The organism is Acidimicrobiia bacterium, assembly GCA_036271555.1.
Taxonomy (GTDB): domain Bacteria; phylum Actinomycetota; class Acidimicrobiia; order IMCC26256; family PALSA-610; genus DATBAK01.
Window position 1 is genome coordinate 25478 of the sequence record DATBAK010000004.1, and the last position, 21187, is coordinate 46664.

The window sequence follows — 21187 nt, forward strand, 5'->3', positions numbered from 1 at the left end:
CCGCGGCGACGCTAGCCAGCGGCACCACGCGCCCTCGGGACGCCCGCGCCGCTGACGGTAACGTTCCAACCGTGAACGACCTCGATTTCAAGGCCTTCGACGCCGACAATCACTACTACGAGGCGATCGACGCCTTCACCCGGCACCTCGACCCACGCGTCGGGCCCCGCACCGTCCAATGGTGCGAGATCAACGGGCGGAAGTACCACGTCGTCGGCGGGCGCGTGAGTCACGCGGTCGTGAACCCGACCTTCGACCCGATCGCGATGCCCGGCGCGTTGCACGACTACTTCCGCGGCAACCCCGAGGGTCGCAGCCCGCTGGAGATGCTCGCCGAGCGCGAGCCGATCCGACCCGCGTACCGCGATCGGGACGCCCGCATCGTCGCGCTCGACGAGTTCGGCCTCGAAGCGGTGTGGCTGTTCCCGACACTCGGTGTGCTCTACGAAGAGTTGCTCGTCGACGACATCGACGCGATCGGCATGGTGTTCCGCGCGTTCAATCGCTGGCTCGACGAGGACTGGGGCTTCGCGTACCGGAACCGCATCTACGCGGCGCCGTACCTCTCGCTCGCCGACGTCGACTGGGCGGTCGAGGAGCTCGAGTGGGCGCTCGGTCGCGGCGCGCGCGTCGTCGTGCTGCGTCCCGCGGCAGTGCACACCGCGACCGGACCGCTCTCCCCCGCCAACGAGCACTTCGATCCGTTCTGGGCACGCGTGCAGGAAGCGGGCATCACGGTCGTCGTGCACGCGGGCGACAGCGGGTACACGACGCACGGCTACGCGCGCGACGGCTTCGGTGCCGGCTTCGACGGTGGCGGTTGGCGGCCGTCGATCAAGGGCTTCAACATCGAACGCGCCGCGTACGACTTCCTCATCACGCTCTCGTTCGAGCGGATGTACGAGCGCTTCCCGGGGCTGCGCATCGCGTCGGTCGAGAACGGGTCGGAGTTCCTGCCCGACCTGTTCCGCAAGTTGCGTCAGACCGTCTACAAGATGCCGGGCTACTTCCGCGAGGACCCGGCCGAGTCGTTCCGGCAGCACGTGTGGATCAACCCGTTCTGGGAGGACGACGTCACCGAGACGGTCGCGCTCATGGGCGCGGACCGCGTGATCTTCGGCTCCGACTGGCCCCACATCGAGGGCATGCCCGAGCCGCTCGACTACCTGCCCGAGCTCAAGTCGTTCGACGACGACGAGAAGCAGCTCATCCTCCGCGACAACGCCCGCGAGCTCACCGAGCTGAAGCCCGCTTGACGCACGGACGCGTCCGGCCTCACGGTCGCCGACGAGTCGTTTGGTTGGCCGTCAATACCGCTGAGAGGTACTGAAGGCCAACGAAACCACGAACCTCGCCCGGCGAAGGCGTTGACATGGTTCGTGCCACCGCGACTGAGCGGCACGACGTGGTCGATCGTGAGCTGCCGCTTCTTGACGCCGAACTCGACGCCGCGGTACCAGCATCGGTCTCCGTCGCGCTCGCGCGGCCGGGCCACCGCCAGCGTGCCGGGCGCCACCCCGAAAGCCCCCGCTCTTGGCCGAAGTCTGGCAAGAGGATGAGACAGCGACTCGCGACATCGCAACGGATCGGTGGCGCCGGGCGTCTCAGACGGTGATGGAGCATGTGGCGGTGACCGTCGAGGCTGACGTCCCCGAGCCGCGGCCCGAGCGGGCGGGCTTCGACGACTTCTGCCGGGACGCGTACGCGCCCATGGTGCGGATGGCGTTCCTGCTCACGTCGTCGATCGAGACCGCCGAGGACCTCGTGCAGGACGTCTTCGCGCGCGCCTACCCGCGCTGGTCGACGATCAGCGAGCCTTCCGCGTACGTGCGGCGCGCGGTCGTCAACGCGTGCCACTCGCATCATCGACGGCGGTTTCGTGAGCGCGCACACCGGCCGAGCACACCCGACGCGATCGAGCTCGAAGCCGACGAGCTGTTCGACGTGCTCGCCACGCTCCCCGCGCGGATGCGCAGCGCGATCGTGCTCCGGTACTACCAGGACCTCGCCGAGAACGACATCGCCGAGATCCTCGGTTGCGCGCCCGGCACCGCGCGCTCACTCATCCACCGCGGCCTCGCGCGTCTCAGGACGGTGATGGAACCATGAACGATTCCGAAGACAAGCTCCGCACCGCATTGTCGGCGCGCGCCGCGAGCGTGCGCGTCGACGATCCCGCGCCGAAGGTGCGGCACCGCATCGTCGTGCGCCGGCGCCGGCGCCGGCAGCGACTCGCGTTCGGTGGCGCCGCGCTCGCGTTGGTCGTCGCCGTGGGAGTGCTGGTGCCGATCGTGAACAACGACGGCCATCACGCCTCGACGCCTGCAGCCGCGCCGCGCGGCAAGGCGGCGTCGCCCGGCGTCCTGCGCTCACAACTCGTGCGCGACACGCGACCCGCGGTGCCGGCGAGCGCGGTCAAGCAGCTCACGACCGCGAGCGCGCAGACCGCGCTCGACCTGTACCAACAGCTCGCGAAGACGCCGGGCAACGTCTTCTTCTCGCCGTACAGCATCGAGACCGCGCTGGGCATGGCCGCCGCGGGCGCGCGCGGCCAGACGCTCGATCAGATGCTCGCGGTGCTGCACAACCGGCTCTCGCCGGCGCAGTTCCAGGACGCGACGAACGCGCTGAACCTCTCGCTGCTCGGGCCGCGCACTCTGCCGGGCGAGTCGGCGTCGGGTCAGCCGTTGCGGCTCGAGATCGCGAACTCGGAATGGGGTCAGTCGGGCTACCCGATCCTGAAGTCGTTCCTCGACCAACTCGCGCGCAACTACGGCGCCGGCCTGAACACCGAGGACTTCGCGGGCCACAACGATGCCGCGCTCGCGGCGATCAACAGCTGGGTCGACGCGCACACGCACGGCAAGATCAAGCAACTGCTCGACTCACTCGACCCGGCGACCAAGCTCGTGCTCGTGAACGCGGTGTATTTCAAGGCAAGTTGGGCGCTTCCGTTCGTCGCGAGCCTGACGAAGACCGGATCGTTCACCACCACGAGCGGCGGTACCGTGAGTGCTTCCTTCATGAACGGAGAGCCGGATGGCTCGTACGCCTCCGGGCCCGGATGGCGGGCCGCCGAAATTCCGTACCTCGGGGGCGCGTCGATGACGATCGTGATGCCCGACGCGGGATCCTTCTCGGCCTTCGACCGATCGTTCGATGCGTCGATCCTGACGAAGGTCATCGACGGTCTCCAGCCGTTGACGCTGCAACTCGCGCTCCCGAAGTTCCGGATGACAGATCGGGCCGCGCTCCACGACGCCCTGACAGCGCTGGGCATGACCGACGCGTTCAACGGTACGGACGCCGATTTCTCGGGAATCACGAACCCGTCGAAGCTGCATATCTCGGAGGTCGTGCACCAGGCGACGATCACGGTCGACGAGAAGGGCACCGAGGCCGCGGCGGCAACCGCGATCGGCTTCCAGGCAACGTCTCGGAGAGTAGGACCGACGGTCACCTTCAAGGCCGACCACCCGTTCCTCTACTTCATCCGCGACACGAAGACCGGGACGATCCTCTTCATGGGCCGCGTCACCGACCCGACGCAGACCTCGACGCAGCAGTAGCGCCCGCCCTCACAACTCACGCAGGCGCGGCAACAGCTCGCGTTCGGACCACTCGAGGAACTCGGTTTGCGTGTCGCCGCCGATCTGCACGACCGCGACATCGGTGAACCCGGCGTCGACGAACTTCTTGAACGCGTCGACGTGGCGGTCGACGTCGGGCCCGCACGGGACCTGCTCGGCGACCTGGTCCTCGGTCACGGGCTCGGACGCCGCCGCGAAGCTGCGCGGGTTCGGCAGCTCGGCCATCACCGGCCACCCGCCCGTGAACCAACGGAACTGCTCTCGCGCGCGTTTGCGGGCACGCCCCTCGTCGGTGTCGTAACACAAGCCGACCTGCCCGATTCGGCGCTTGCCGCGTCCGCCTGCGGTGTCGAAGCGATCGCCGAGCGACGCGTCGGGTGCGACCGCGATCATCGCGTCGGCGTGCTCACCCGCGAGCGCGCAGCTCTTCGCGCCGGACACCGCGATGCCGATCGGAGGCGGCTCGTCGGGAACGTCCCAGACCTTCGCGTGACGCGCGTCGAGATGGCGACCCTCGTAGTCGACGACCTCGCCGGCGAGCAGCGGCCGGATGATCTCGACCGCGTCGACGAGCATCTCGTGGCGCACGTCGACCGGCGGCCATCCGATGCCGACGATGTGCTCGTTGAGCTGCTCCCCCGCGCCGAGGCCGAGCAGGAAGCGACCGTCGGAGAGGATCTGGATCGTCGCCGCCTTCTGCGCAACGACCGCGGGGTGATAGCGCATCGTCGGGCACGTCACGTACGTCATCAATCCGATGCGACTCGTCGCGTGCGCGACCGCACCGAGCACCGACCACACGTACGGCGAGTGCCCCTGCTCCTCCAGCCACGGGAAGCAGTGGTCGCTCGCGGCGACGAAGTCGTAGCCCGCCGCCTCGGCGCCGATGGCATCGGCCACCAGCGCCTTCGGAGCGGACTGCTCGCCCATGATCGTGTAGCCGATGCGCACCATGGGCGCGCTCTACCCGGAGCGACGCGGAATCGACACCCCGACAACGCACGCATGACCGCGGCGGGTCGCGGGGTACCGCACGGCGAGTGACAACCCTGATCGTGATCCTCATCATCGTCGTGCTGATCGCGCTCGTCGGCGCCGCGACGTTCCAACGCAAACGGCGCGCCGGCGGCGTGATCGCCGCGAAGCCGAACCGTGGACGCCGGCGATGACCGGGCTCCTCCTCCGTGGAACCGATCTGAACGGACTCCCGGTCGTGAGCATCGCGACCGGTGACGCGCTCGCCGAGATCAAGGACATGGTCTACAGCCCCGACTGCGCGCAGCTCCTGGGATTCACGCTGAACAAGCGCGGGTTCTTCGGCAGCCCACTGCGCGAGACGCTCGCGTACACGAACGTCGCCGCGGTCGGGCGCGACGCGGTCATGGTCGAACACGACGACGTCGTCGGCGCCGACGACCACGGGCTCGGCGAGATCGTCGGCGCAGCCGCGGGTCGGAACGTGCTCGGCGACGAGGTGCTCACCGACGACGGGCGCCGGCTCGGAGTCGTCACCGACGTCGTGGTCGACGTCGCGAGCGGCGACGTCGTCGGGTACGAGCTGAAGGGCGACGAGAACCTGCAAGCCCACGCCGGCCGTCCGATGCTCGTGCCGATTCCGGCGACGCTCGCGGTATCGGGAACCGCGCTCATGGTGCCCGCCCAGGTCGAGCCCTTCATCCGCGACGACCTCACCGGCTTCGGTGCGGCCGTCGACGAGTTCCGCGACGAGCTTCCGAGGACTTCCGATGCTGCTGAGTGAGACGTTGGGTGAACGCATCGTCAGCAAGGCGAGTGCCGAGACGCTCGGCTCCGCCGACGGTGTGATCGTCGACCCGGAGTCGCCGCGCATCGTCGCGGTGCGCACGGGCAAGGGTCGCAAGGCGCGCGTGATCCCGTGGGAGACGCTGTCGGGAGTCGGCGACGCCGCGGTCGTCGTCGAGCAGGACGACGCGGTGCGCGAGCCCAGCGAAGGACGTGAGCACGATCAGGCAACCGACGCGGTCAAGGTGCTCGGTGGGCTCGTCGTGTCCGACCGCGGCAACGAGCACGGCACGATCACCGACATCGCGTTCGACGCCGCGAGCGGTGCAGTCGAGGAGATCCGAACGTCGCGGTCGACGACGATCATCGGCGAGCGGATCCGCTCGATCGGGCACTACGCGTGGATCGTCACCGCGGCCGACGACGAGCTCGGCGGGCTCTGAGCGCGCCCGATCAGAGTCTCGGAGTCAGGGTCGACAGAGATACCGGTCGATCACGCGGTGCATGTGCGCGACGTTGCCTTCCTGGCGCGGGTTGAGCCGCAGGCCGTCGAAGTCGCGTGACTTCATGCCCGTCTGCACCTCGAGCATGTTGTCGTAGTCCTGCGTGGTGATGACACCCCAGTCGTGCTCGTGCCAGTCGGCGAAGAACTTCCGATTGAGCGGACGCGGCTCCCGCCCGGGCGCGGGCCACTCGAGCACCCACGTGTCCTTGATCGACGAGTCGGGATCGAGACCGTTGGGGCGGACGCGGAAGAGGATCGCACTGCCGGGATAGATCGGGCCGACGAGGTTCGGGAACCAGTACACGTCGTCGGCGCTCGTCATGAGCTCGTCGCCGAGCTCGCTGACGTCGAGCCCCCGCTTCGCGAGCAGCTGTTTGCGCCGGCGCTGGAACTCGGCGAGCAGTTGATCGGGCGGTGTCGACGCGCGCACTTCTTCGACGAGCGCGCGCTCTTCCTTCAAGAACGCGCCACCGAGCCCTTCGACGAGGCCGCTCAGGATCGCGCCGCTATCGATCTCGTCGTCGCGGAGCCCGAGGCGCGGGCTCGGCGTGAGCGCGCGGCGCGCCCCCTCGAGTCGTCCGTAGCGCGCGTGCGTCTCGAACTGCTCGTATTCGATGCTGACGTCGTCGGTCCACGCGAGCAGCTGCGGGTGCGTGCCCTGCACGTGGTAGCCCTCGTTGAACGCGTCGACGACGACCTTCCAGTTCGCGGGCAGGATCGTCGTCAGGTAACCCCGGAAGCGCATCTGGTCGAGGTGGTAGCGGTCGAGCAGCTTCGGGATCGGGTGCAGGAAATCGAGCAGCGGCTCCGCGTCGCGGTCGGCGTTGACGAACACGAAGCCGCCCCACGTGTCGACGCGCCACCCGGCCAGGTGCAGTCCGTCGGGCAGGTCGGTGAACTCGTGCCGGTCGACGACTTCGACGAGCTCACCGTCGAGCGCGTACCGCCACGCGTGATAGCGGCAGCGGATCTGACCGTCGCCGAAGTTGCCGGTTCCATTCGCGAGCCGGGTGCCGCGGTGCAGGCAGTGGTTCGAGAGCGCTCGGATCGCGCCGTCGTCGCCGCGGACGACGAGAATCGACTGATCGCCGATCGTGTACTCGAGGAAGTCGCCCGGATTCGGGACCTCCTCCTCACGACACGCGACCTGCCAGACCCGACTCCAGAGCCGTTCCATCTCGAGCTCGACGAACGCGCTCGACGTGTAGCGCGCCTTCGGCACGACGCCGTCCGGCCGGACGAGCAGCGAGGTCACATCGGTCATGAGATTCGTTCCCGCAAGAGCGGCCGGGTCGCTTGGCGGCCCGGCCGAGCCGGAGACTGAGGCGTCGAGGAGGGCGAGCTTGCGAGCCCGACCATGAGTACAGGCAGAATCCGGATTGTATGGGCACTGAGCGGATGCGCGGTCGGTCGGCAACGGTGGGTAGTCCCGTGCCGAACGAGTGAAGACGCGACCATGAGCACGGGGTCGACCTTCAACTTCGCCGACTGCTTCGAGCTCGTCGCCGACACCGTGCCCGACAGGATCGCGATCGTCTCGGGCGACCGCCGCCGCACCTACGCCGAGGTCGACAACCGCACGACTCGGTTCGCGCATGTGCTCGCCGACGCGGGCGTCGGGATCGGCGAGCACGTCGGCCTCTACCTCCACAATCGCGGCGAGCACCTCGAGGCGATGCTCGCCTGCTACAAGCGCCGCGCGGTCCCGATCAACGTGAACTACCGCTACGGCCGCGACGAGCTGCGCTACCTGTTCGACAACGCCGACGTCGTCGCGCTCGTCTACGGATCCGAGTACCGCGACACCGTCGAGGCGCTGCGACCGCAGCTGCCGAAGTTGCGGGTTCTGATCGAGGTGGGCGACGCGCCCGCGAACGACGCGATCGCGTATGACGACGCGATCGACGCGGCCGGCACGACGCGCGCGTTCACGCCCCGCTCCCCCGACGACCACTACGTGCTCTACACGGGCGGAACGACCGGGATGCCGAAGGGCGTCGTGTGGCGGCAGGAAGACATGTTCTTCGCGACGCTCGGCGGCGGGAATCCCGGTGGTCTGCCGATCACGAAGCCCGACGAGATCATGCAGACCGTGCTCGTGAACACGTCGCAGCGACTCACACCGTTCCTGCGGCCCGGCGACCCCGAGCCCGAGCAGTTCGTCGTGCTCGCGCTCGGCCCGCTGATGCACGCGAGCGGGCAGTGGTCGTCACTGGGCACGCTGCTCGCGGGCGGCACCGTCGTCATCTACACCGAGCCGAGCATCGACATGGCGCGCGTGTTGACGCTCGTCGAGCGCGAACGCGTCGTGATGCTCACGCTCGTCGGCGACGCGAGCGCGCGCCCGCTGCTCGCGGCGCTCGACGCGCACCCCGGGAAGTACGACACGTCGTCGTTGCAATTGCTCGGCTCGGGTGGCGCGATCCTCTCGGCCGAAGTGAAGCAGCGGCTGCTCGACGAGATTCCGAGCGTGATCGCGATCACCGAGGCGATCGGCTCGTCGGAGTCGCCGGTTCAGGCGGTGGCGGTCGCGCGACGAGACGGCGAGCAGCGCAAGACGCTGCGCTTCGACGCGCGCGAGACGACGATGGTCGTCGACGACGACCTGCGACCGATCGCGGCGGGTTCGGGCAGCGTCGGCCGGCTCGCGACGAAGGGGCGCGTGCCGCTCGGCTACTACCGCGACGAGGAGCGCAGCGCGCGCACGTTCGTCGAGATCGACGGCGCGCGCTGGGCGCTGCCCGGCGACATGGCGACGGTCGCCGCCGACGGCTCGATCCAGCTGCTCGGCCGCGGGTCGATGTGCATCAACACCGGCGGCGAGAAGGTGTACCCCGAAGAGGTCGAGGCGATCGTGCGTCAGCACCCGGCGATCGTCGACGCGGTCGTCGTCGGTGGTCCCGACGAGCAGTACGGGCAGCGCGTCGTGGTTGTCGCGGCGGCGGACGCGTCGAGCCCGCCACCGACGCTCGAGGAGCTGCGCGCGCACTGCCGCGAACACCTCGCGGGCTACAAGTTGCCGAAGGCGATCGTGCTCGTGGATCGCGTCGAGCGATCGCCGGCGGGCAAGCCCGACTACCGCTGGGCGACCGCCGTCGTCACTCGCGCGTCGCAATGAGGTCGTAGGACCAACGCGCGATCGCATCGCGCGCCGGCGACTCCGGACACTGGGCTCCCAATACCGGAACCCAAGGAGTCCAGCCATGCACAAGCTCTTCGCCACCGTTGCGGTCGGCGCGCTCGCCGCGATCGCCGTCCCGGGGGTCGCGTCGGCCAAGGGCGGCCCCGGCGTCACCACCAAGGGGCACTGCTCGGCGCGCAGCGAGTCGAAGGTCAAGGCCAAGACCGACGACGGCCGCATCGAGACCGAGTTCGAGGTCGACCAGAACGTGAACGGCGACACGTGGAAGGTCGTGCTCCGCGACAACGGGATGGTGGTCGCTCGGGGCAAGGCCACGACCGCGGCGCCGAGCGGCTCGTTCGAGTTCCGCCGGACGATCGCCGACCGGTCGGGCCAGGACGTGATCCGTGCCAAGGCCATGAACCTGAAGACCGGCGAGACCTGCAAGGCGTCGGTCTCGCTCTGACCGCGGCCACGGGTGGGAGTCGGCCGCGCCGGCCCCCATCCAAGCGGATGTTTCAATTCGTGGGCAAACGTTCACTCTCCGTGGTTTATCCCGTGATCGACGCGGGTAGACGCGTCGTCTCGGCCGCGACGACCTGGGAGGAACCCGCGATGAGAAACACGCTCCGCCGCAGCCTTGCGGCATGCTCGATCCTCGCTCTCTCGGCGCTGGCGGTGACGCCCGCGGGGGCGACGGCCGCCAAGCCGACGAAGGATCCGACGGTCCCGTTCGACTACGTGATCCACGCGACGACGACCCTGAAGAAGCTCAACCAGACCGTGACGATCCCGGCCGGTGAGTTCAAGGGCACGATCGACATCGTGACGTCGAAGCTCACGGGCACGATCTCGCTGCCGCCGGCGAAGTCGACGGTGGCGATCGCAGGTCTGCCGCTCGCGACCGCGACGTTCAAGACCGTCGAGGTCGGTCCCGTGACCGGCAAGGTCGACTTCAAGAAGCTGACCGCGACCGCGACCTCGGTGTTCAACATCCAGATCCCGAGCGTGACGCCGACGGGCCTGTCGTTCGTGAACCTCGTGGGCAATTCGTGCACGACGTCGACACCGGTGAGCGTGACCATGACCGGGTCGCTCAAGCCGCCGTTGAAGTTCACCGGCACGTTCACCGTGCCGCCGCTCAAGACGTGCGGCGCGGCGACTCCGGCGCTCAACCTCGTGATCCCCGGACCCGGCAACACGTTCAGCGCGACGGCGACCACGAAGACCAAGTAGCGCGCACTTCAGCTCGTTCGAAACCGACGGCGCCGCGCTTCCCGCTCGCGGCGCCGTCGGCGCGTCAGCCGGGACGCGACCGAGAACCTCAGAGCGCGCGCAGGATGAGCCACCACGACGCGAGCCCGTGCTCGCACCAGCCGTCGGGCACGACGAGGCATGCATCCGGCGCGCGGCACACACCGTCGGCGACCCACTCCTCGAGCTCGTCGACGTCGGGCGGCGCCCATCCGCTGTGGTGCTCGAACCACTCGTGCGCGTTGGCGATCGCCTCGTCCGCGCTCGTGGGCTGCACGTGCACTCGCCGGTCAGCCGGCGACGTCGAGCGTGACGCAGTCGGGACCGCCGTCGACGCACTCGGCGACGAGCTGCGCGAGCCGCTCGCGTCGCGCTTGCTGTGCTTCGAGGTCTGCGTCGAGGCGCGTGAGCTTGGCGCGCGCGGCCGCGAGCACGCCGTCGGCGCAGCCCGTGTCGGCCGCGGGCAACAACTCGCGGATCTCGGTGAGCGTGAAGCCGAGATCCTTCGCGCGCCGGATCAACCGCAGACGGGCGATGTCGCCTTCCGAGTACTCGCGGTACTCGGAGCCCTGCCGCACCGGCTGACGGATCAGCCCGCGCCGCTCGTAGTACCGAACGGTCTCCACGTTGACGCCCGCCTCGCGGGCGAGGCTCCCGATCGTGAACGCGCGCACCGAGCAACGGTACCGGCCGTACCGCGGTACGGAGTCAAGCCCTTGACTCCGTACCTACGAACGGGCCGTACGGTCGCCCCATGACGATCACCAACTTGAACGACCAGACCTTCGAAGAGTTCGTCCAGGGCGCCGAGCGGCCGCTCCTCGTGGAGTTCAGCGCCCGCTGGTGCGGTCCCTGCAAGATGCTCGCGCCGGTGCTCCGCGGGCTCGCCGCCGACCAGGCCGGCGAGCTCGAGGTCGCCGAGATCGACGTCGACGACAACCCGTACACCGTCTCTCGCTATCGCGTGATGTCGATGCCGACGCTCGTGCTCTTCGTCGACGGTGAGGAGCGCGCGCGACTCGTCGGCGCCCGAGGCAAGGCGCACCTCCTCCAAGACCTCGCGGAGCACCTGTCGTCGCGGGTGTAGGTCCGACAGAATGCGGTGATGAAGGCTGCCGTCTATTACGAGACCGGATCGCCCGACGTCTTTCGCTACGAGGACGTTCCCGATCCCGAGGTGTATCCCGGCGGGGTCGTCGTCGCGATCGAGGCGATCAGCATCGAGGGCGGCGACACGCTGAACCGCGCGGGCGGCGAGATGGCGACGGTGCCGCACATCGTCGGATACCAGTGCGCGGGCACCATCATCGAGGTCGGCGAGGGCGTGACCGATCGCGCGGTCGGCCAGCGTGTCGTGTGCACGAACCTCTGGGGCTCGCATGCCGAGCGCATGGCCGTGCCCGCGGTCATCACGTGGCCCGTGCCCGACGGCGCCGACCTCGTCGCGGTCGCGTGCGTGCCGGTCGCCTTCGGCACCGCCGACGACTGCCTCTTCGAGTTCGGGCGTTTGAAAACCGGCGAGACGGTGCTCGTGCAGGCGGGCGCGGGCGGCGTCGGCGTGGCCGCGATCCAATTGGCGAAGCGCGCGGGCGCGACCGTGATCTCGACCGCGTCGAGCGCGGACCGGCTCGAGCGCCTCGTGCCGCTCGGGATGAGTCACGGAGTGAACTACACCAACGACGGTTGGGTCGACGAGGTGCGCGCGCTCACCGATGGGCGCGGTGTCGACCTCGTCGTCGACTCGGTCGGCGGGCGCATCCTGCAAGGCAGCGTCGCGTGTCTCGCGTATCGCGGACGCGCGATCACGGTCGGCAGCGCGGGTCGCGATCCGCAACCGTTCGACGTCGGCGTGCTCGGCGGCAACAACCAGTCGATCACGGGTGTGTTCCTCGGCGCGGAGATCACGACCGAGCGCGTGCAGAAGATGATCGCCCACCACATCGACGACGTCGCGGCCGGGCGGCTCACGGTGATCGTCGACCGCACGTTCCCGCTCTCGGAAGCCGCGGCCGCGCACGCGTTCCTCGAGAGCCGTCAGGCCGTCGGTCGCGTCGTGCTCATTCCGTAGCGGTGGAGCGCGTCGACGAGCTGCGCGCGATCCTGCACGGGTCGGATTGGTTCTGCCGCGTGCTCGCGAACGTCGCTGCGCTCGATCTGCCCGACTGCTGGGTCGGTGCGGGCGCGGTGCGCGACCTCGTGTGGGACGTGCGCTTCGGCGCGGGCTTCGACCCCGCGGACATCGTCGACGTCGACGTCGTGTTCTTCGACGGCGGCGACCTGTCGGCCGAGCGCGAAGAACAGGCCGAAGCCGCGCTGCGCGTCGCCGACCCGTCGGTGAAATGGGACGTGAAGAACCAGGCTCGCGTGCACCTGTGGTTCGAGGCGCGCTTCGGCGCCCCGGCCGAGCCACTCGCGTCTGCGTTCGAAGGGGTCGCGACGTGGCCCGAGCGCGCGAGCGCGGTCGCGGTCCGGCTCGACGGCGAGGACGAGATCGACGTGCTCGCCCCGTTCGGGCTCGACGACCTGCTCGACGGCGTATGGCGCCGCAACCCGACGCGTGTCACAGAACGGGAATGGCAGGCGCGGCTCGACCGGAAGCAGCCGGGGCGACGCTGGCCGGCCGTGACCGTAGTGTGAAACCGATGCTCGCGATCTCGGCCGATTCGCAGCGCGTGCTCGCCGAGCAGACCGCACACCTCGATCCCGACGTGCGCGACGGCATCGTCGGGCGTAACACCGCGCGTCTCTACGGGTTGGATGCGACCGACGGCATCGAAACCTGAGGCGTCAGGAGCGACGAGCGAAGCGAGTGCGACCAGAAAGCGACATCAGCTGAAGCGCGCGCGGTTGGTCATCAAGATCTCGTCGATCTTGTGAAGCGCGTCGGCATCGAGCTTCGCGAGCACGTCGAGCGCGCCGAGGTTCTCCGTCACCTGCGCGGCGCGACTCGCACCGGTGATGACGGTCGACACGTGCGGGTTGTGCGCACACCACGCGATCGCGAGCTGCGGGAGCGAGCAGCCGAGCTCGTCGGCGAACGACTTGAGCGCCCGCACCGCGTTGTTCGTTCGCTCGTCGCGCAGCGTGTGCTGCAGCCACTCGTAGCCTTCGAGCGCGCCGCGCGAACCCTCGGGAATGCCGTCGACGTACTTCCCCGACCACAATCCCGAAGCGAGCGGGCTCCACGTCGTGAGACCGAGGCCGATGTCGTCGTAGAGGCGCGCGTACTCCTGCTCGACGCGGCGCCGGTGCGTCAGGTGGTACTGGGGCTGCTCCATCACCGGCTTGTGCAGACCCTGACGGTCGGCGATGTCCCACGCGGCGCGGATCTCGTCCGGGCCCCACTCCGACGTGCCCCAGTAGAGCGCCTTGCCGCTGCTGACGATGTCGGACATCGCCCACACCGTCTCCTCGATGGGGGTGTTCGGATCGCCGCGGTGGCAGAAGAGGAGGTCGACGAAGTCGAGCCCGAGCCGCTCGAGCGATCCGTCGATTGCCTGCATGAGGTACTTGCGGTTGAGCGTGTTCTGCATGTTCGGGGCTTCGTGCAGGCCCCAGAACAACTTCGTCGAGATGACGTACGACCAGCGCGGCCAGCTCATCTCCGCGATCGCGGCGCCCATGATGCGCTCGGACTCGCCGCCCGCGTACGACTCCGCGTTGTCGAAGAAGTTCACGCCGCCGTCGTACGCGGTCTCCATGCAGGCGCGCGCTTCCTTCACGCCCATCTGGTCCTTGAACGACACCCACGATCCGAACGAGAGAACGCTGACCTGCAGTCCCGAACCACCCAACCGTCGATATTCCATGCGCGGCACCCTATAGGAGCGCGTACGCGGTCAGTCCCTGCGCGGGCGGCGCGGTCCCTGCCGCGAAGTGCAGGCACGCGACCATCGGTATCGTCGCCGCATGGACGGACATCAGTGGATCGAGGCGTTCGCTCGGGAGCTCGGCGTCGACCCGCCGAGCGCGACGCTCGTCGATGAGTTGCTCGCGCTCGCGGGCGAGGCCGCGCACGCGTCGGAGCGCACCGCCGCGCCGATCACGTGCTACCTCGTCGGCAAGGCGGGCGTCGACGTGGAGACCGCCCGGCGCGCGGCCGCTACCGTTTCCGCGACCTGACAGGGGGAGACGAGCGATGACGATGATCGAGATCCCGACCGCGGTCCACCGCGGCGACGACGAGCTGCCGTGGGTCGACATCGGCGACGGCTCGCTCCTCAAGGTGCTCCACATCAAGGAGCGCGAGGGACTGTGGGTGATCCGCAATCGCTTCTCCCCCGGCTACCGCGTGCAGACGCACAAGCACACCGGCCCCGTGTTCGCCTACACCGAGAGCGGCGCGTGGCGGTACCTCGAGAGCGACTTCGTGAACACCGCGGGCTCGTACCTCTACGAGCCGGCCGGATCGGTGCACACGCTCGTGGTGCCCGAGGAAAACACCGAGCCGACCGACGTGTTCTTCGCGATCAACGGCGCGAACTTGAACCTCGACGCGAACGGCAACGTCGAGAGCGTGTACGACGCGACGCTGATCCTGCAGTCGTACTACCTCATGTGCGAAGCCGCGGGTCTGCCGCGCCCACCCGTCGTCATCGACTGAACTTGTTGGTCGCACTCGCTGCGCTCGCCGCTCCTGACGCCTCAGGCTCCGGGTCGGACCCGAATCCGGCGGCGTCGCACAGCGACCCGCCCGTTCCTGCGGGACCGTAGGTTCTGCGGCCATGGTCTGGACGTGTCCGGACTGCGACCGTCAGTTCGCGCGCACGCGGCAGGGGCACGAGTGCGCGCCCGCGATGACGCTCGCGGAGTACTTCTCCACCGGGCCACCGATGGAGAAGCCGATCTTCGCAGTGGTTCTCGCGCACCTCGAGTCGCTCGGACCCGTGCACGTCGAGCCGGTGTCGGTCGGCGTGTTCTTCAAGCAGCCGCGGAACTTCGCGCAGCTACGTCCGATGACGCGCTGGATCGCGTTGTCGTTCTCACTGAACCGGCGCGTCGACCACCGGCTGATCAGCCGCAAGCCGCTCGCGCACGGCGGCCGCTACTACCACGTCGTCAACCTGCGCGAACCCGATGATCTCGACGCCGAGATCAAGGGCTGGCTCTCCGAGGCGTACTTCGACGAGGGCCGATAGGCGCGCGTAGCGTTCGCCGCGGGCGCGATCGGGAGGTCTCCATGCTCTACGCATTCGGCTTCGAACGGCTCGGCGTCGTCGCGGGCGACCTCTACTTCGTCGATCCCAATCCCGGGAAGAACCAGGAAGGGCCCGAACAGGGCGTGCGCGTCGAAGTGCGGATGCTCGCGCCGGGCGAGCTGCGCGGCTCGATCTACTCGGCGCGACCGATCGCGGTCGACCGGGCGATCTGGCGCGCCGACCTGCTCGAATCGGTCGACAACCCGGGTTCGCTCGACCGCGCGCACCATCACCCGCGTTTCACCGGTTGGGAACCGGGCTCGCGGAAGTTCGTGAAGGACATGACGACGAACCCGGTCGCGTTCGTCGGCAAGTACCTGGCCGACGTCGAGGGACTGCTCGACGCGGCCGGCGTCTCTCCCGACGAGCTCGGTGCCGACGACGCCGAGCAACTGCGCCGCGCGGTGCCCGACATCATGGACGCGGTCCGTCGTCTGCTCGACGGCGTGCGCGCGGGTCAGCTCGCCCGCCCGCCCGACGACTCCGTGGCGTCGGCGCGCGTCTCGTGGCTCTGAGTTCTCTGGTCGGGCTCGCAAGCTTCGCCCTCCCACGCCTCAGTCTGCGGCTCGGGCCGGCCGCGCTGCGACCCGCCCGTTCTGGCGCGAACGCCCCTCACGCGGCTCTACGGGAGGAGGGCGCGGACGGCGTCGATGGTGTCGGCGTCGGCGGGTGACTTGTCGGGGCGGTAGCCGCGCACGCGGGCGAACCGCAGCGCGACTCCGCCCGGATAGCGCGTCGACCGTTGCACTCCGTCGAGCGCGATCTCGACCACGAGCTCGGGGCGCACGTACACGACGATGCCTTCCTGCTCGGTCGCGAGCTCCTGGAACTTCTCGGTCTGCCACGTGAGCAGCGCGTCCGTGAGTCCCTTGAACGTCTTGCCGACCATCACGAACCGGCCCGTCGTCGACGGATCCCGCGCACCCAGATGCAGGTTCGACAGCCAACCCTGCCGCCGGCCGTGGCCCCACTCCGCGGCGAGCACCACGAGGTCCAACGTGCGGACCGGCTTCACCTTGCGCCACGCCTTGCCCCGACGGCCGGCCTCGTACGTCGACGTCAGCGCCTTCACCATCACGCCTTCGTGCCCCGCCGCGAGCGATTCGGCGAGAAAGGCCTCCGCGGCCGTCGGGTCCGAGGTCACGATCGACGGGATCACGCAGCCGGCGGCGACGCGCTCGAGCACCGCGCGCCGGTCCGACAGCGGCGCGTCGAGCAGATCGACGCCGTCGGCGCGCAGGCAGTCGAAGAAGAACGCACGTAACGCAGTACCACCGGGGAGGTCCTCGGTGTCGGCGGTGCCGAAGCGGCTCATCGTGTCCTGGAATCGGTGCGGACGGTCGTCGTCGGCGACGCCGATCGCCTCGCCGTCGAGCACGAACTCCGTCGAGGAGAACGCGAGCACCGATTCCACGACCTCGGGCAACCGCTCGGTGACGTCGTTCAAGTTGCGCGTGAAGATGCGCACCTCCGACGCCGAGCGGTGCACCTGCACGCGCGCGCCGTCGAGCTTCCACTCGACCGACGACGGGCCCGTCTCCGCGAGCGCGGCCTCGACCGACGGCGCGCTCCCCGCGAGCATCGGGAGCACCGGTCGCAGCACTTCGAACTGCACCGCGTTCAACGCGTCGACACCACCCTCGAGTGCGACGCGCGCGGTCGCACCGAGATCACCGCTGCGCATCGCGGCGCGCCGCACGGTCGCACCGTCGACGTCGGCGGCACGCGCGATCGCGTCGAGCATCAAACCTTCGAGCGCGCCCTGACGGAGTCCGCCCGTGAACAGCGCGCGCACGAACTCGGCCTCCGATTCGGTCGCACGCCCGAGCAACCGCGACAGCCGCTCGCGTCGCGCCGCTTCCGAGCCCGCGCCTGCGGTCTCGCCGACCGCGACCACGGTGTCGTCGAGCTCGCGCAAGGTGATCGACGGTGTCGCGACATCACCGATCGGGATCGACCCGATCGTCGCCCACCCCACGCCGATGCGACCCTGGCGCGGCACGCCGGTCAACAGGCCGACCGCGATCTCCACCTCGTCTCCCGCGTCGCGCAACTGCGCGAGCAACTCGGCCAGCGCCGCGATCTTGGCGTTGCGCGACCGCGTCGACGCGACGGAAGCAGAGGTCGCGACGACGTCGGCGAGCAGCATCTAGGGCACTAGCGGATGCGGGGCTCGATGCGCTGGCCGCCCGCAAACTGCTCCTGCCCGGCCGAGATGCTCGCGGGGTCGCTGCCGATGCGGATGATGTAGTCACCCATCTTCAGCGCCTGCTGCCGCGAAAGCTCGAGCGCGGTCCACAGCGCGCGCACACCACCGGCAGTGGCCAGCGGAGGCGCCGACGCGATCGCGTCCGCCGCCCACTGCGCGCGCTCACGCAGATCGGCCAGCGGCACGACCTCGGACACGAACCCGATCTCGTACCCGCGCTGCGCCGACATGCGCTCGTGGTTGCCGAGCAACGTGATCCGCATGATCTCGTGGAACGGCATCTTCTGCATGACGTGGATCGGCTCGAACACCGGTGTCATGCCGTAGGTGACGTGCGGGTCGAAGAACGTCGCGTTGTCGGACGCGATGATGAACTCGACCTCGCCGAGCATGTAGAACGCGCCGCCGCACGCGATGCCGTTCACTGCCGCGATCACGGGCTTCCAGAGGTCGCACGACTTCGGGCCGATCTCCTCACCCGGGTCGTCGAACATCCACGGCGAGCCGCCGAAGCCGGTGCCCGACTGCTGCTGCTTCTCGGGATCGGGATAGCCCTCGCCCATCGTCTCCATGCGGTCGATGCCGCTGCAGAACGCGCGCTCCCCCGCGCCCGTGAGCACGACGACGTTCACGTCGCCGTTGCTGCGCAGCGACCGCCAGCAGTCCTTGAGCTCGCGGCGCATCTGGATGTTGAACGCGTTGTGCACCTTCGGACGGTTGAGCGTCACCCACGCGACGCCGTTGTCCTGCTGCTCGTAGGTGATCATCTCGTAGTCGCGGTCGGCCATGGCGGCGATCGTACGTTCGACCGTCGCCGGCACGCCAAGGTGCGGACCCGCGCGTACGCTCGACCCATGCCTCAGACCCCCACGATTGCTCCCGCCGTTGGCCGACTCGGTGTCCTCACCGTCGGTCTCGGCGCGGTCGCGACGACACTCATCGCGGGTACCGAGCTCGCGCGCCGCTCGATGGCCGCGCCGATCGGCTCGCTCACGCAGCTCGCGACCATTCGTCTCGGCAAGCGCACCGACCAGCGCGCGCCGCTCATCCGCGACTTCGTTCCGCTCGCCGATCTCGACGACCTCGTCTTCGGCGCGTGGGACCTCTTCCCCGACGACGCGTACACCGCCGCCGCGCGCGCGGGCGTGCTCGACGTCGGCCGTCACCTCGAGCCGATCGCCGACGCGATGCGTGCGGTGCAGCCGATGACGGCGGCGTTCGACCCGTACTACGTGAAGCGGCTCGACGGTCCGAACGTCAAGGACCGCAGCAGCAAGCGGGCGATGCTCGAAGGCATCCGCGAGGACATCGGCAAGTTCCGCGACGACAACAAGGTCGACCGCATCGTCATCATCTGGTGCGGGTCGACCGAGATCTTCATCGAGCCCGGCCCCGCGCACGCCGACCTCGACGCGTTCGAGAAAGCGATCGACGCCGACGACGAGACGATCGCGCCGTCGATGCTCTACGCCTACGCCGCGCTCGAAGCCGGCATCCCGTTCATCAACGGCGCGCCGAACCTCTGCGTCGACACACCCGCGCTCGCCGACTATGCGGTCGCGCAGCGTGTGCCGGTCTGCGGCAAGGACTTCAAGACCGGCCAGACGCTGCTCAAGACGGTGCTCGCGCCGATGTTCAAGGCCCGCATGCTCGGTGTCGCGGGCTGGTACTCGACGAACATCCTCGGTAACCGCGACGGCGAGGTGCTCGACGATCCCGAGAGCTTCAAGACGAAGGAGGAGTCGAAGCTCGGCGTGCTCGAGCACATCCTCCAGCCCGAGATGTATCCCGACCTGTACGGCGACATGTACCACAAGGTGCGCATCAACTACTACCCGCCGCGCGGCGACAACAAGGAAGGGTGGGACAACATCGACCTCGTCGGATGGCTCGGCTATCCGATGCAGATGAAGGTCGACTTCCTCTGCCGCGACTCGATCCTCGCGGCGCCGCTCGCGCTCGACCTCGTGCTGTTCAGCGACCTCGCCCAGCGCGCCGGTCTGAGCGGCGTCCAGGAGTGGCTGAGCTTCTACTTCAAGTCGCCGCAGACGCCGCCGGGCCTGTATCCGGAGCACGACCTGTTCATCCAGCAGTCGAAACTGAAGAACACGCTGCGCTGGATGATGGGCGAGGAGCAGATCACCCACCTCGGCATGGACTACTACATCGATTAGTTCCGCTCCCGCGCGCGCTCGGATCCTCCGAGCCGTTCCCGACTCCGGGTTTGACCCGTACGCTCACGCGATGCGCCACGAGCTGTTCGTCGGCTGGTTCGACTTCTACCGCGCCCGAACCGACGAGCGCCTCGCGGGGCTGACCGACGCCGAGTACCTGTGGGAGCCGGTACCCGGTTGCTGGAGCATCCGGCCCGGCGAGTCCGGCTGGGTGTTCGAGGGCTCCGGCTCCGACCCCGACCCCGCGCCGGTCACGACGATCGCATGGCGGCTGGTGCACGTGAGCGCGTCGCTGCGGGAGCACTGGGTGCGCGCGGTCGCGTTCGAGCGCGGCAAGGCCGACTGGTTCCCACCGACCGAGGTGCCCGCGACCGCCGCCGACGGGATCGCGATGTTCACGCGCGCGTGCGAGCAGTGGCGCGCCGACATCACGAGCATCGACGACGCGCGCCTCGACGAACCGCTCGGTCCGGAAGGTGGACCGTTCGCCGACGAGCTCGTCGCGACGTTCGTCGAGCACATCCACGACGAGCTGATCCACCACACCGCGGAGATCGCGTTGCTGCGCGACCTCTTCCGCGCAGCCGCTGGCGCGCCGCTCGCGCGCTAGTTGTCGCCGGCGTCGAGGCGGCGCTCGATCGCTTCGACGCGCCGCATGATCGAGTCGAGCGCATCGGGCGGGGGTGGCGAGCCGGCCTTACGGGCCTGCACGAACCCCGCGAGCGCGCTCGTGACGGCGCGCCGCGCGACTGCGGGCTCGACACCGAGATCGCGCAGCACGCGACCCGCCGCGCTGTCCGGCTCGGCGACCATTCCGAGGAGGAGGTGCTCGCAGCCGAGGTAGTTGTGCGCGAGGTCGATCGATGCCTCGAGCGCGGAGGCGAACGCCTGCTGCGCAGGCACCGTGAGCGGCGGCCACCCGGTCGACCCGGTCGCTTCGGTCGCGGCCGACGTCGGCGCGGCCTCGGCGACCGTCGACTGCTCGATCGCGGTCCGGAGGTCGTCGAGGTCGACGAGCAACGTCGGCAGCACGCCGAGCGCGAGGTTGCCGCCCTCGGCGAGCAGGCCGAGCAGGAGCTCACGGGTACCGACCCGGCCGTCCGGTCCGGCGGTCTCACCGGCGAGGTCGACGACGTGGCGCAACCGGGGCGTCATCCGCCCGCCGACGCGGTCGGCGAACCGGGTCGAGCGGGACGCATCGAACGCGGGATCGCGCATGGAGCGGATGGCCCGGCGGGCGGTACCCACGGAGCGCACCGCCTCCGCCAGCGCGAGCTGGCAGATCTGCGAGACCGGCACGTTCGCGGTCTTCACCGCCGCCGCCAGGTCGTCGGGCAGGTAGACATTGATCTTCGGCATGACACCCTCCATCTAT

The 21187-nt window shown here is 69.2% G+C and carries 27 protein-coding genes; 19 read left to right on the plus strand and 8 right to left on the minus strand.

The features are described from left to right. The first annotated feature begins 71 nt into the window (after positions 1–71). From VH914_01880 to VH914_01890, 3 genes are all read left to right on the plus strand, one after another. Entirely contained in the window at positions 72–1256 is a 1185-nt protein-coding gene (locus tag VH914_01880) for an amidohydrolase family protein (protein ID HEX4489929.1), read from the plus strand. Positions 1257–1629: 373 nt separating this feature from the next. After that, entirely contained in the window at positions 1630–2109 is a 480-nt protein-coding gene (locus tag VH914_01885) for a SigE family RNA polymerase sigma factor (protein HEX4489930.1), read from the plus strand. Continuing rightward, the gene (locus VH914_01890) at positions 2106–3569 is read left to right on the plus strand and encodes a serpin family protein (protein ID HEX4489931.1); all 1464 of its coding nucleotides are present in this window, start codon (positions 2106–2108) and stop codon (positions 3567–3569) included. Before VH914_01885 ends, VH914_01890 begins: the two co-directional genes overlap by 4 nt. Positions 3570–3578: 9 nt before the next feature. On the opposite strand, the gene VH914_01895 is transcribed toward VH914_01890, so the two are convergent. Continuing rightward, positions 3579–4544: a TIGR03557 family F420-dependent LLM class oxidoreductase gene (locus VH914_01895; GenBank protein HEX4489932.1), complete on the minus strand. Its 966-nt coding sequence runs from the start codon at positions 4542–4544 to the stop codon at positions 3579–3581. An 86-nt stretch (positions 4545–4630) separates the two neighbouring features. On the opposite strand from VH914_01895, the gene VH914_01900 reads away from it, so the two are divergent. Genes VH914_01900 through VH914_01910 form a run of 3 tightly spaced genes read left to right on the plus strand, consistent with a single transcriptional unit; the run spans position 4631 to position 5794 of the window. Continuing rightward, the gene (locus VH914_01900; protein ID HEX4489933.1) at positions 4631–4759 is read left to right on the plus strand and encodes a hypothetical protein; all 129 of its coding nucleotides are present in this window, start codon (positions 4631–4633) and stop codon (positions 4757–4759) included. Beyond that, positions 4756–5349 (plus strand): PRC-barrel domain-containing protein, encoded by a 594-nt coding sequence (locus VH914_01905; GenBank protein ID HEX4489934.1) that lies wholly within the window; start codon positions 4756–4758, stop codon positions 5347–5349. Before VH914_01900 ends, VH914_01905 begins: the two co-directional genes overlap by 4 nt. After that, a complete protein-coding gene (locus tag VH914_01910) occupies positions 5336–5794 on the plus strand; it encodes a hypothetical protein (protein HEX4489935.1) in 459 nt (152 codons plus the stop codon). Before VH914_01905 ends, VH914_01910 begins: the two co-directional genes overlap by 14 nt. A gap of 24 nt (positions 5795–5818) precedes the next feature. Here VH914_01910 and VH914_01915 read toward each other — a convergent pair whose 3' ends face one another. After that, the gene (locus VH914_01915) at positions 5819–7120 is read right to left on the minus strand and encodes an SRPBCC family protein (GenBank protein HEX4489936.1); all 1302 of its coding nucleotides are present in this window, start codon (positions 7118–7120) and stop codon (positions 5819–5821) included. Positions 7121–7312: 192 nt separating this feature from the next. On the opposite strand from VH914_01915, the gene VH914_01920 reads away from it, so the two are divergent. The 3 genes from VH914_01920 to VH914_01930 all read left to right on the plus strand — a co-directional run bounded on the left by VH914_01920 (position 7313) and on the right by VH914_01930 (position 10213). Then, the gene (locus VH914_01920) at positions 7313–8974 is read left to right on the plus strand and encodes an acyl-CoA synthetase (protein HEX4489937.1); all 1662 of its coding nucleotides are present in this window, start codon (positions 7313–7315) and stop codon (positions 8972–8974) included. Between the two features lie 85 nt (positions 8975–9059). Continuing rightward, entirely contained in the window at positions 9060–9443 is a 384-nt protein-coding gene (locus tag VH914_01925) for a hypothetical protein (GenBank protein HEX4489938.1), read from the plus strand. A 149-nt stretch (positions 9444–9592) separates the two neighbouring features. Next, on the plus strand, positions 9593–10213 hold the full coding sequence (locus VH914_01930; GenBank protein HEX4489939.1) for a hypothetical protein: 621 nt from the start codon (positions 9593–9595) through the stop codon (positions 10211–10213). A gap of 88 nt (positions 10214–10301) precedes the next feature. On the opposite strand, the gene VH914_01935 is transcribed toward VH914_01930, so the two are convergent. Beyond that, complete coding sequence (locus VH914_01935; GenBank protein HEX4489940.1) at positions 10302–10508, minus strand: hypothetical protein; 207 nt, start codon at positions 10506–10508, stop codon at positions 10302–10304. A gap of 13 nt (positions 10509–10521) precedes the next feature. After that, positions 10522–10905: a MerR family transcriptional regulator gene (locus tag VH914_01940; GenBank protein ID HEX4489941.1), complete on the minus strand. Its 384-nt coding sequence runs from the start codon at positions 10903–10905 to the stop codon at positions 10522–10524. Between the two features lie 80 nt (positions 10906–10985). Between VH914_01940 and trxA the strand changes: the two genes are divergently transcribed. Genes trxA through VH914_01960 form a run of 4 tightly spaced genes read left to right on the plus strand, consistent with a single transcriptional unit; the run spans position 10986 to position 13014 of the window. Continuing rightward, complete coding sequence (gene trxA / locus VH914_01945) at positions 10986–11318, plus strand: thioredoxin (GenBank protein ID HEX4489942.1); 333 nt, start codon at positions 10986–10988, stop codon at positions 11316–11318. Positions 11319–11336: 18 nt separating this feature from the next. Continuing rightward, positions 11337–12299, plus strand: coding sequence for a zinc-binding alcohol dehydrogenase family protein (locus VH914_01950; protein HEX4489943.1), 963 nt, complete (start codon positions 11337–11339; stop codon positions 12297–12299). A gap of 2 nt (positions 12300–12301) precedes the next feature. Then, positions 12302–12868 (plus strand): nucleotidyltransferase family protein, encoded by a 567-nt coding sequence (locus VH914_01955; protein HEX4489944.1) that lies wholly within the window; start codon positions 12302–12304, stop codon positions 12866–12868. A gap of 5 nt (positions 12869–12873) precedes the next feature. Beyond that, positions 12874–13014, plus strand: a complete 141-nt coding sequence (locus VH914_01960) for a hypothetical protein (protein ID HEX4489945.1) — start codon at positions 12874–12876, stop codon at positions 13012–13014. A 45-nt stretch (positions 13015–13059) separates the two neighbouring features. On the opposite strand, the gene VH914_01965 is transcribed toward VH914_01960, so the two are convergent. After that, positions 13060–14040 carry an aldo/keto reductase gene (locus VH914_01965; protein HEX4489946.1) on the minus strand — a complete coding sequence of 327 codons (981 nt, stop codon included), beginning with the start codon at positions 14038–14040 and terminating at the stop codon, positions 13060–13062. Positions 14041–14140: 100 nt separating this feature from the next. Here VH914_01965 and VH914_01970 point away from each other — a divergent pair, with 100 nt between their 5' ends. From VH914_01970 to VH914_01985, 4 genes are all read left to right on the plus strand, one after another. Continuing rightward, a complete protein-coding gene (locus tag VH914_01970; GenBank protein ID HEX4489947.1) occupies positions 14141–14353 on the plus strand; it encodes a DUF6457 domain-containing protein in 213 nt (70 codons plus the stop codon). Positions 14354–14369: 16 nt separating this feature from the next. Beyond that, on the plus strand, positions 14370–14834 hold the full coding sequence (locus VH914_01975; GenBank protein ID HEX4489948.1) for a 2,4'-dihydroxyacetophenone dioxygenase family protein: 465 nt from the start codon (positions 14370–14372) through the stop codon (positions 14832–14834). Positions 14835–14955: 121 nt separating this feature from the next. Beyond that, positions 14956–15369 carry a DUF5655 domain-containing protein gene (locus VH914_01980; protein ID HEX4489949.1) on the plus strand — a complete coding sequence of 138 codons (414 nt, stop codon included), beginning with the start codon at positions 14956–14958 and terminating at the stop codon, positions 15367–15369. A gap of 41 nt (positions 15370–15410) precedes the next feature. Further along, the gene (locus VH914_01985; GenBank protein ID HEX4489950.1) at positions 15411–15944 is read left to right on the plus strand and encodes a hypothetical protein; all 534 of its coding nucleotides are present in this window, start codon (positions 15411–15413) and stop codon (positions 15942–15944) included. A gap of 107 nt (positions 15945–16051) precedes the next feature. On the opposite strand, the gene VH914_01990 is transcribed toward VH914_01985, so the two are convergent. Both VH914_01990 and VH914_01995 read right to left on the minus strand, forming a co-directional pair. Next, on the minus strand, positions 16052–17578 hold the full coding sequence (locus VH914_01990; protein ID HEX4489951.1) for an ATP-dependent DNA ligase: 1527 nt from the start codon (positions 17576–17578) through the stop codon (positions 16052–16054). A gap of 8 nt (positions 17579–17586) precedes the next feature. After that, entirely contained in the window at positions 17587–18426 is an 840-nt protein-coding gene (locus VH914_01995; GenBank protein ID HEX4489952.1) for an enoyl-CoA hydratase/isomerase family protein, read from the minus strand. A gap of 66 nt (positions 18427–18492) precedes the next feature. On the opposite strand from VH914_01995, the gene VH914_02000 reads away from it, so the two are divergent. Continuing rightward, complete coding sequence (locus VH914_02000) at positions 18493–19812, plus strand: inositol-3-phosphate synthase (GenBank protein ID HEX4489953.1); 1320 nt, start codon at positions 18493–18495, stop codon at positions 19810–19812. A 70-nt stretch (positions 19813–19882) separates the two neighbouring features. Next, complete coding sequence (locus tag VH914_02005) at positions 19883–20422, plus strand: DinB family protein (protein HEX4489954.1); 540 nt, start codon at positions 19883–19885, stop codon at positions 20420–20422. Here the strand turns inward: VH914_02005 and VH914_02010 are convergent. After that, positions 20419–21183: a Clp protease N-terminal domain-containing protein gene (locus VH914_02010; GenBank protein ID HEX4489955.1), complete on the minus strand. Its 765-nt coding sequence runs from the start codon at positions 21181–21183 to the stop codon at positions 20419–20421. The two genes, VH914_02005 and VH914_02010, sit on opposite strands and share 4 nt — an antisense overlap. Positions 21184–21187 lie beyond the last annotated feature (4 nt).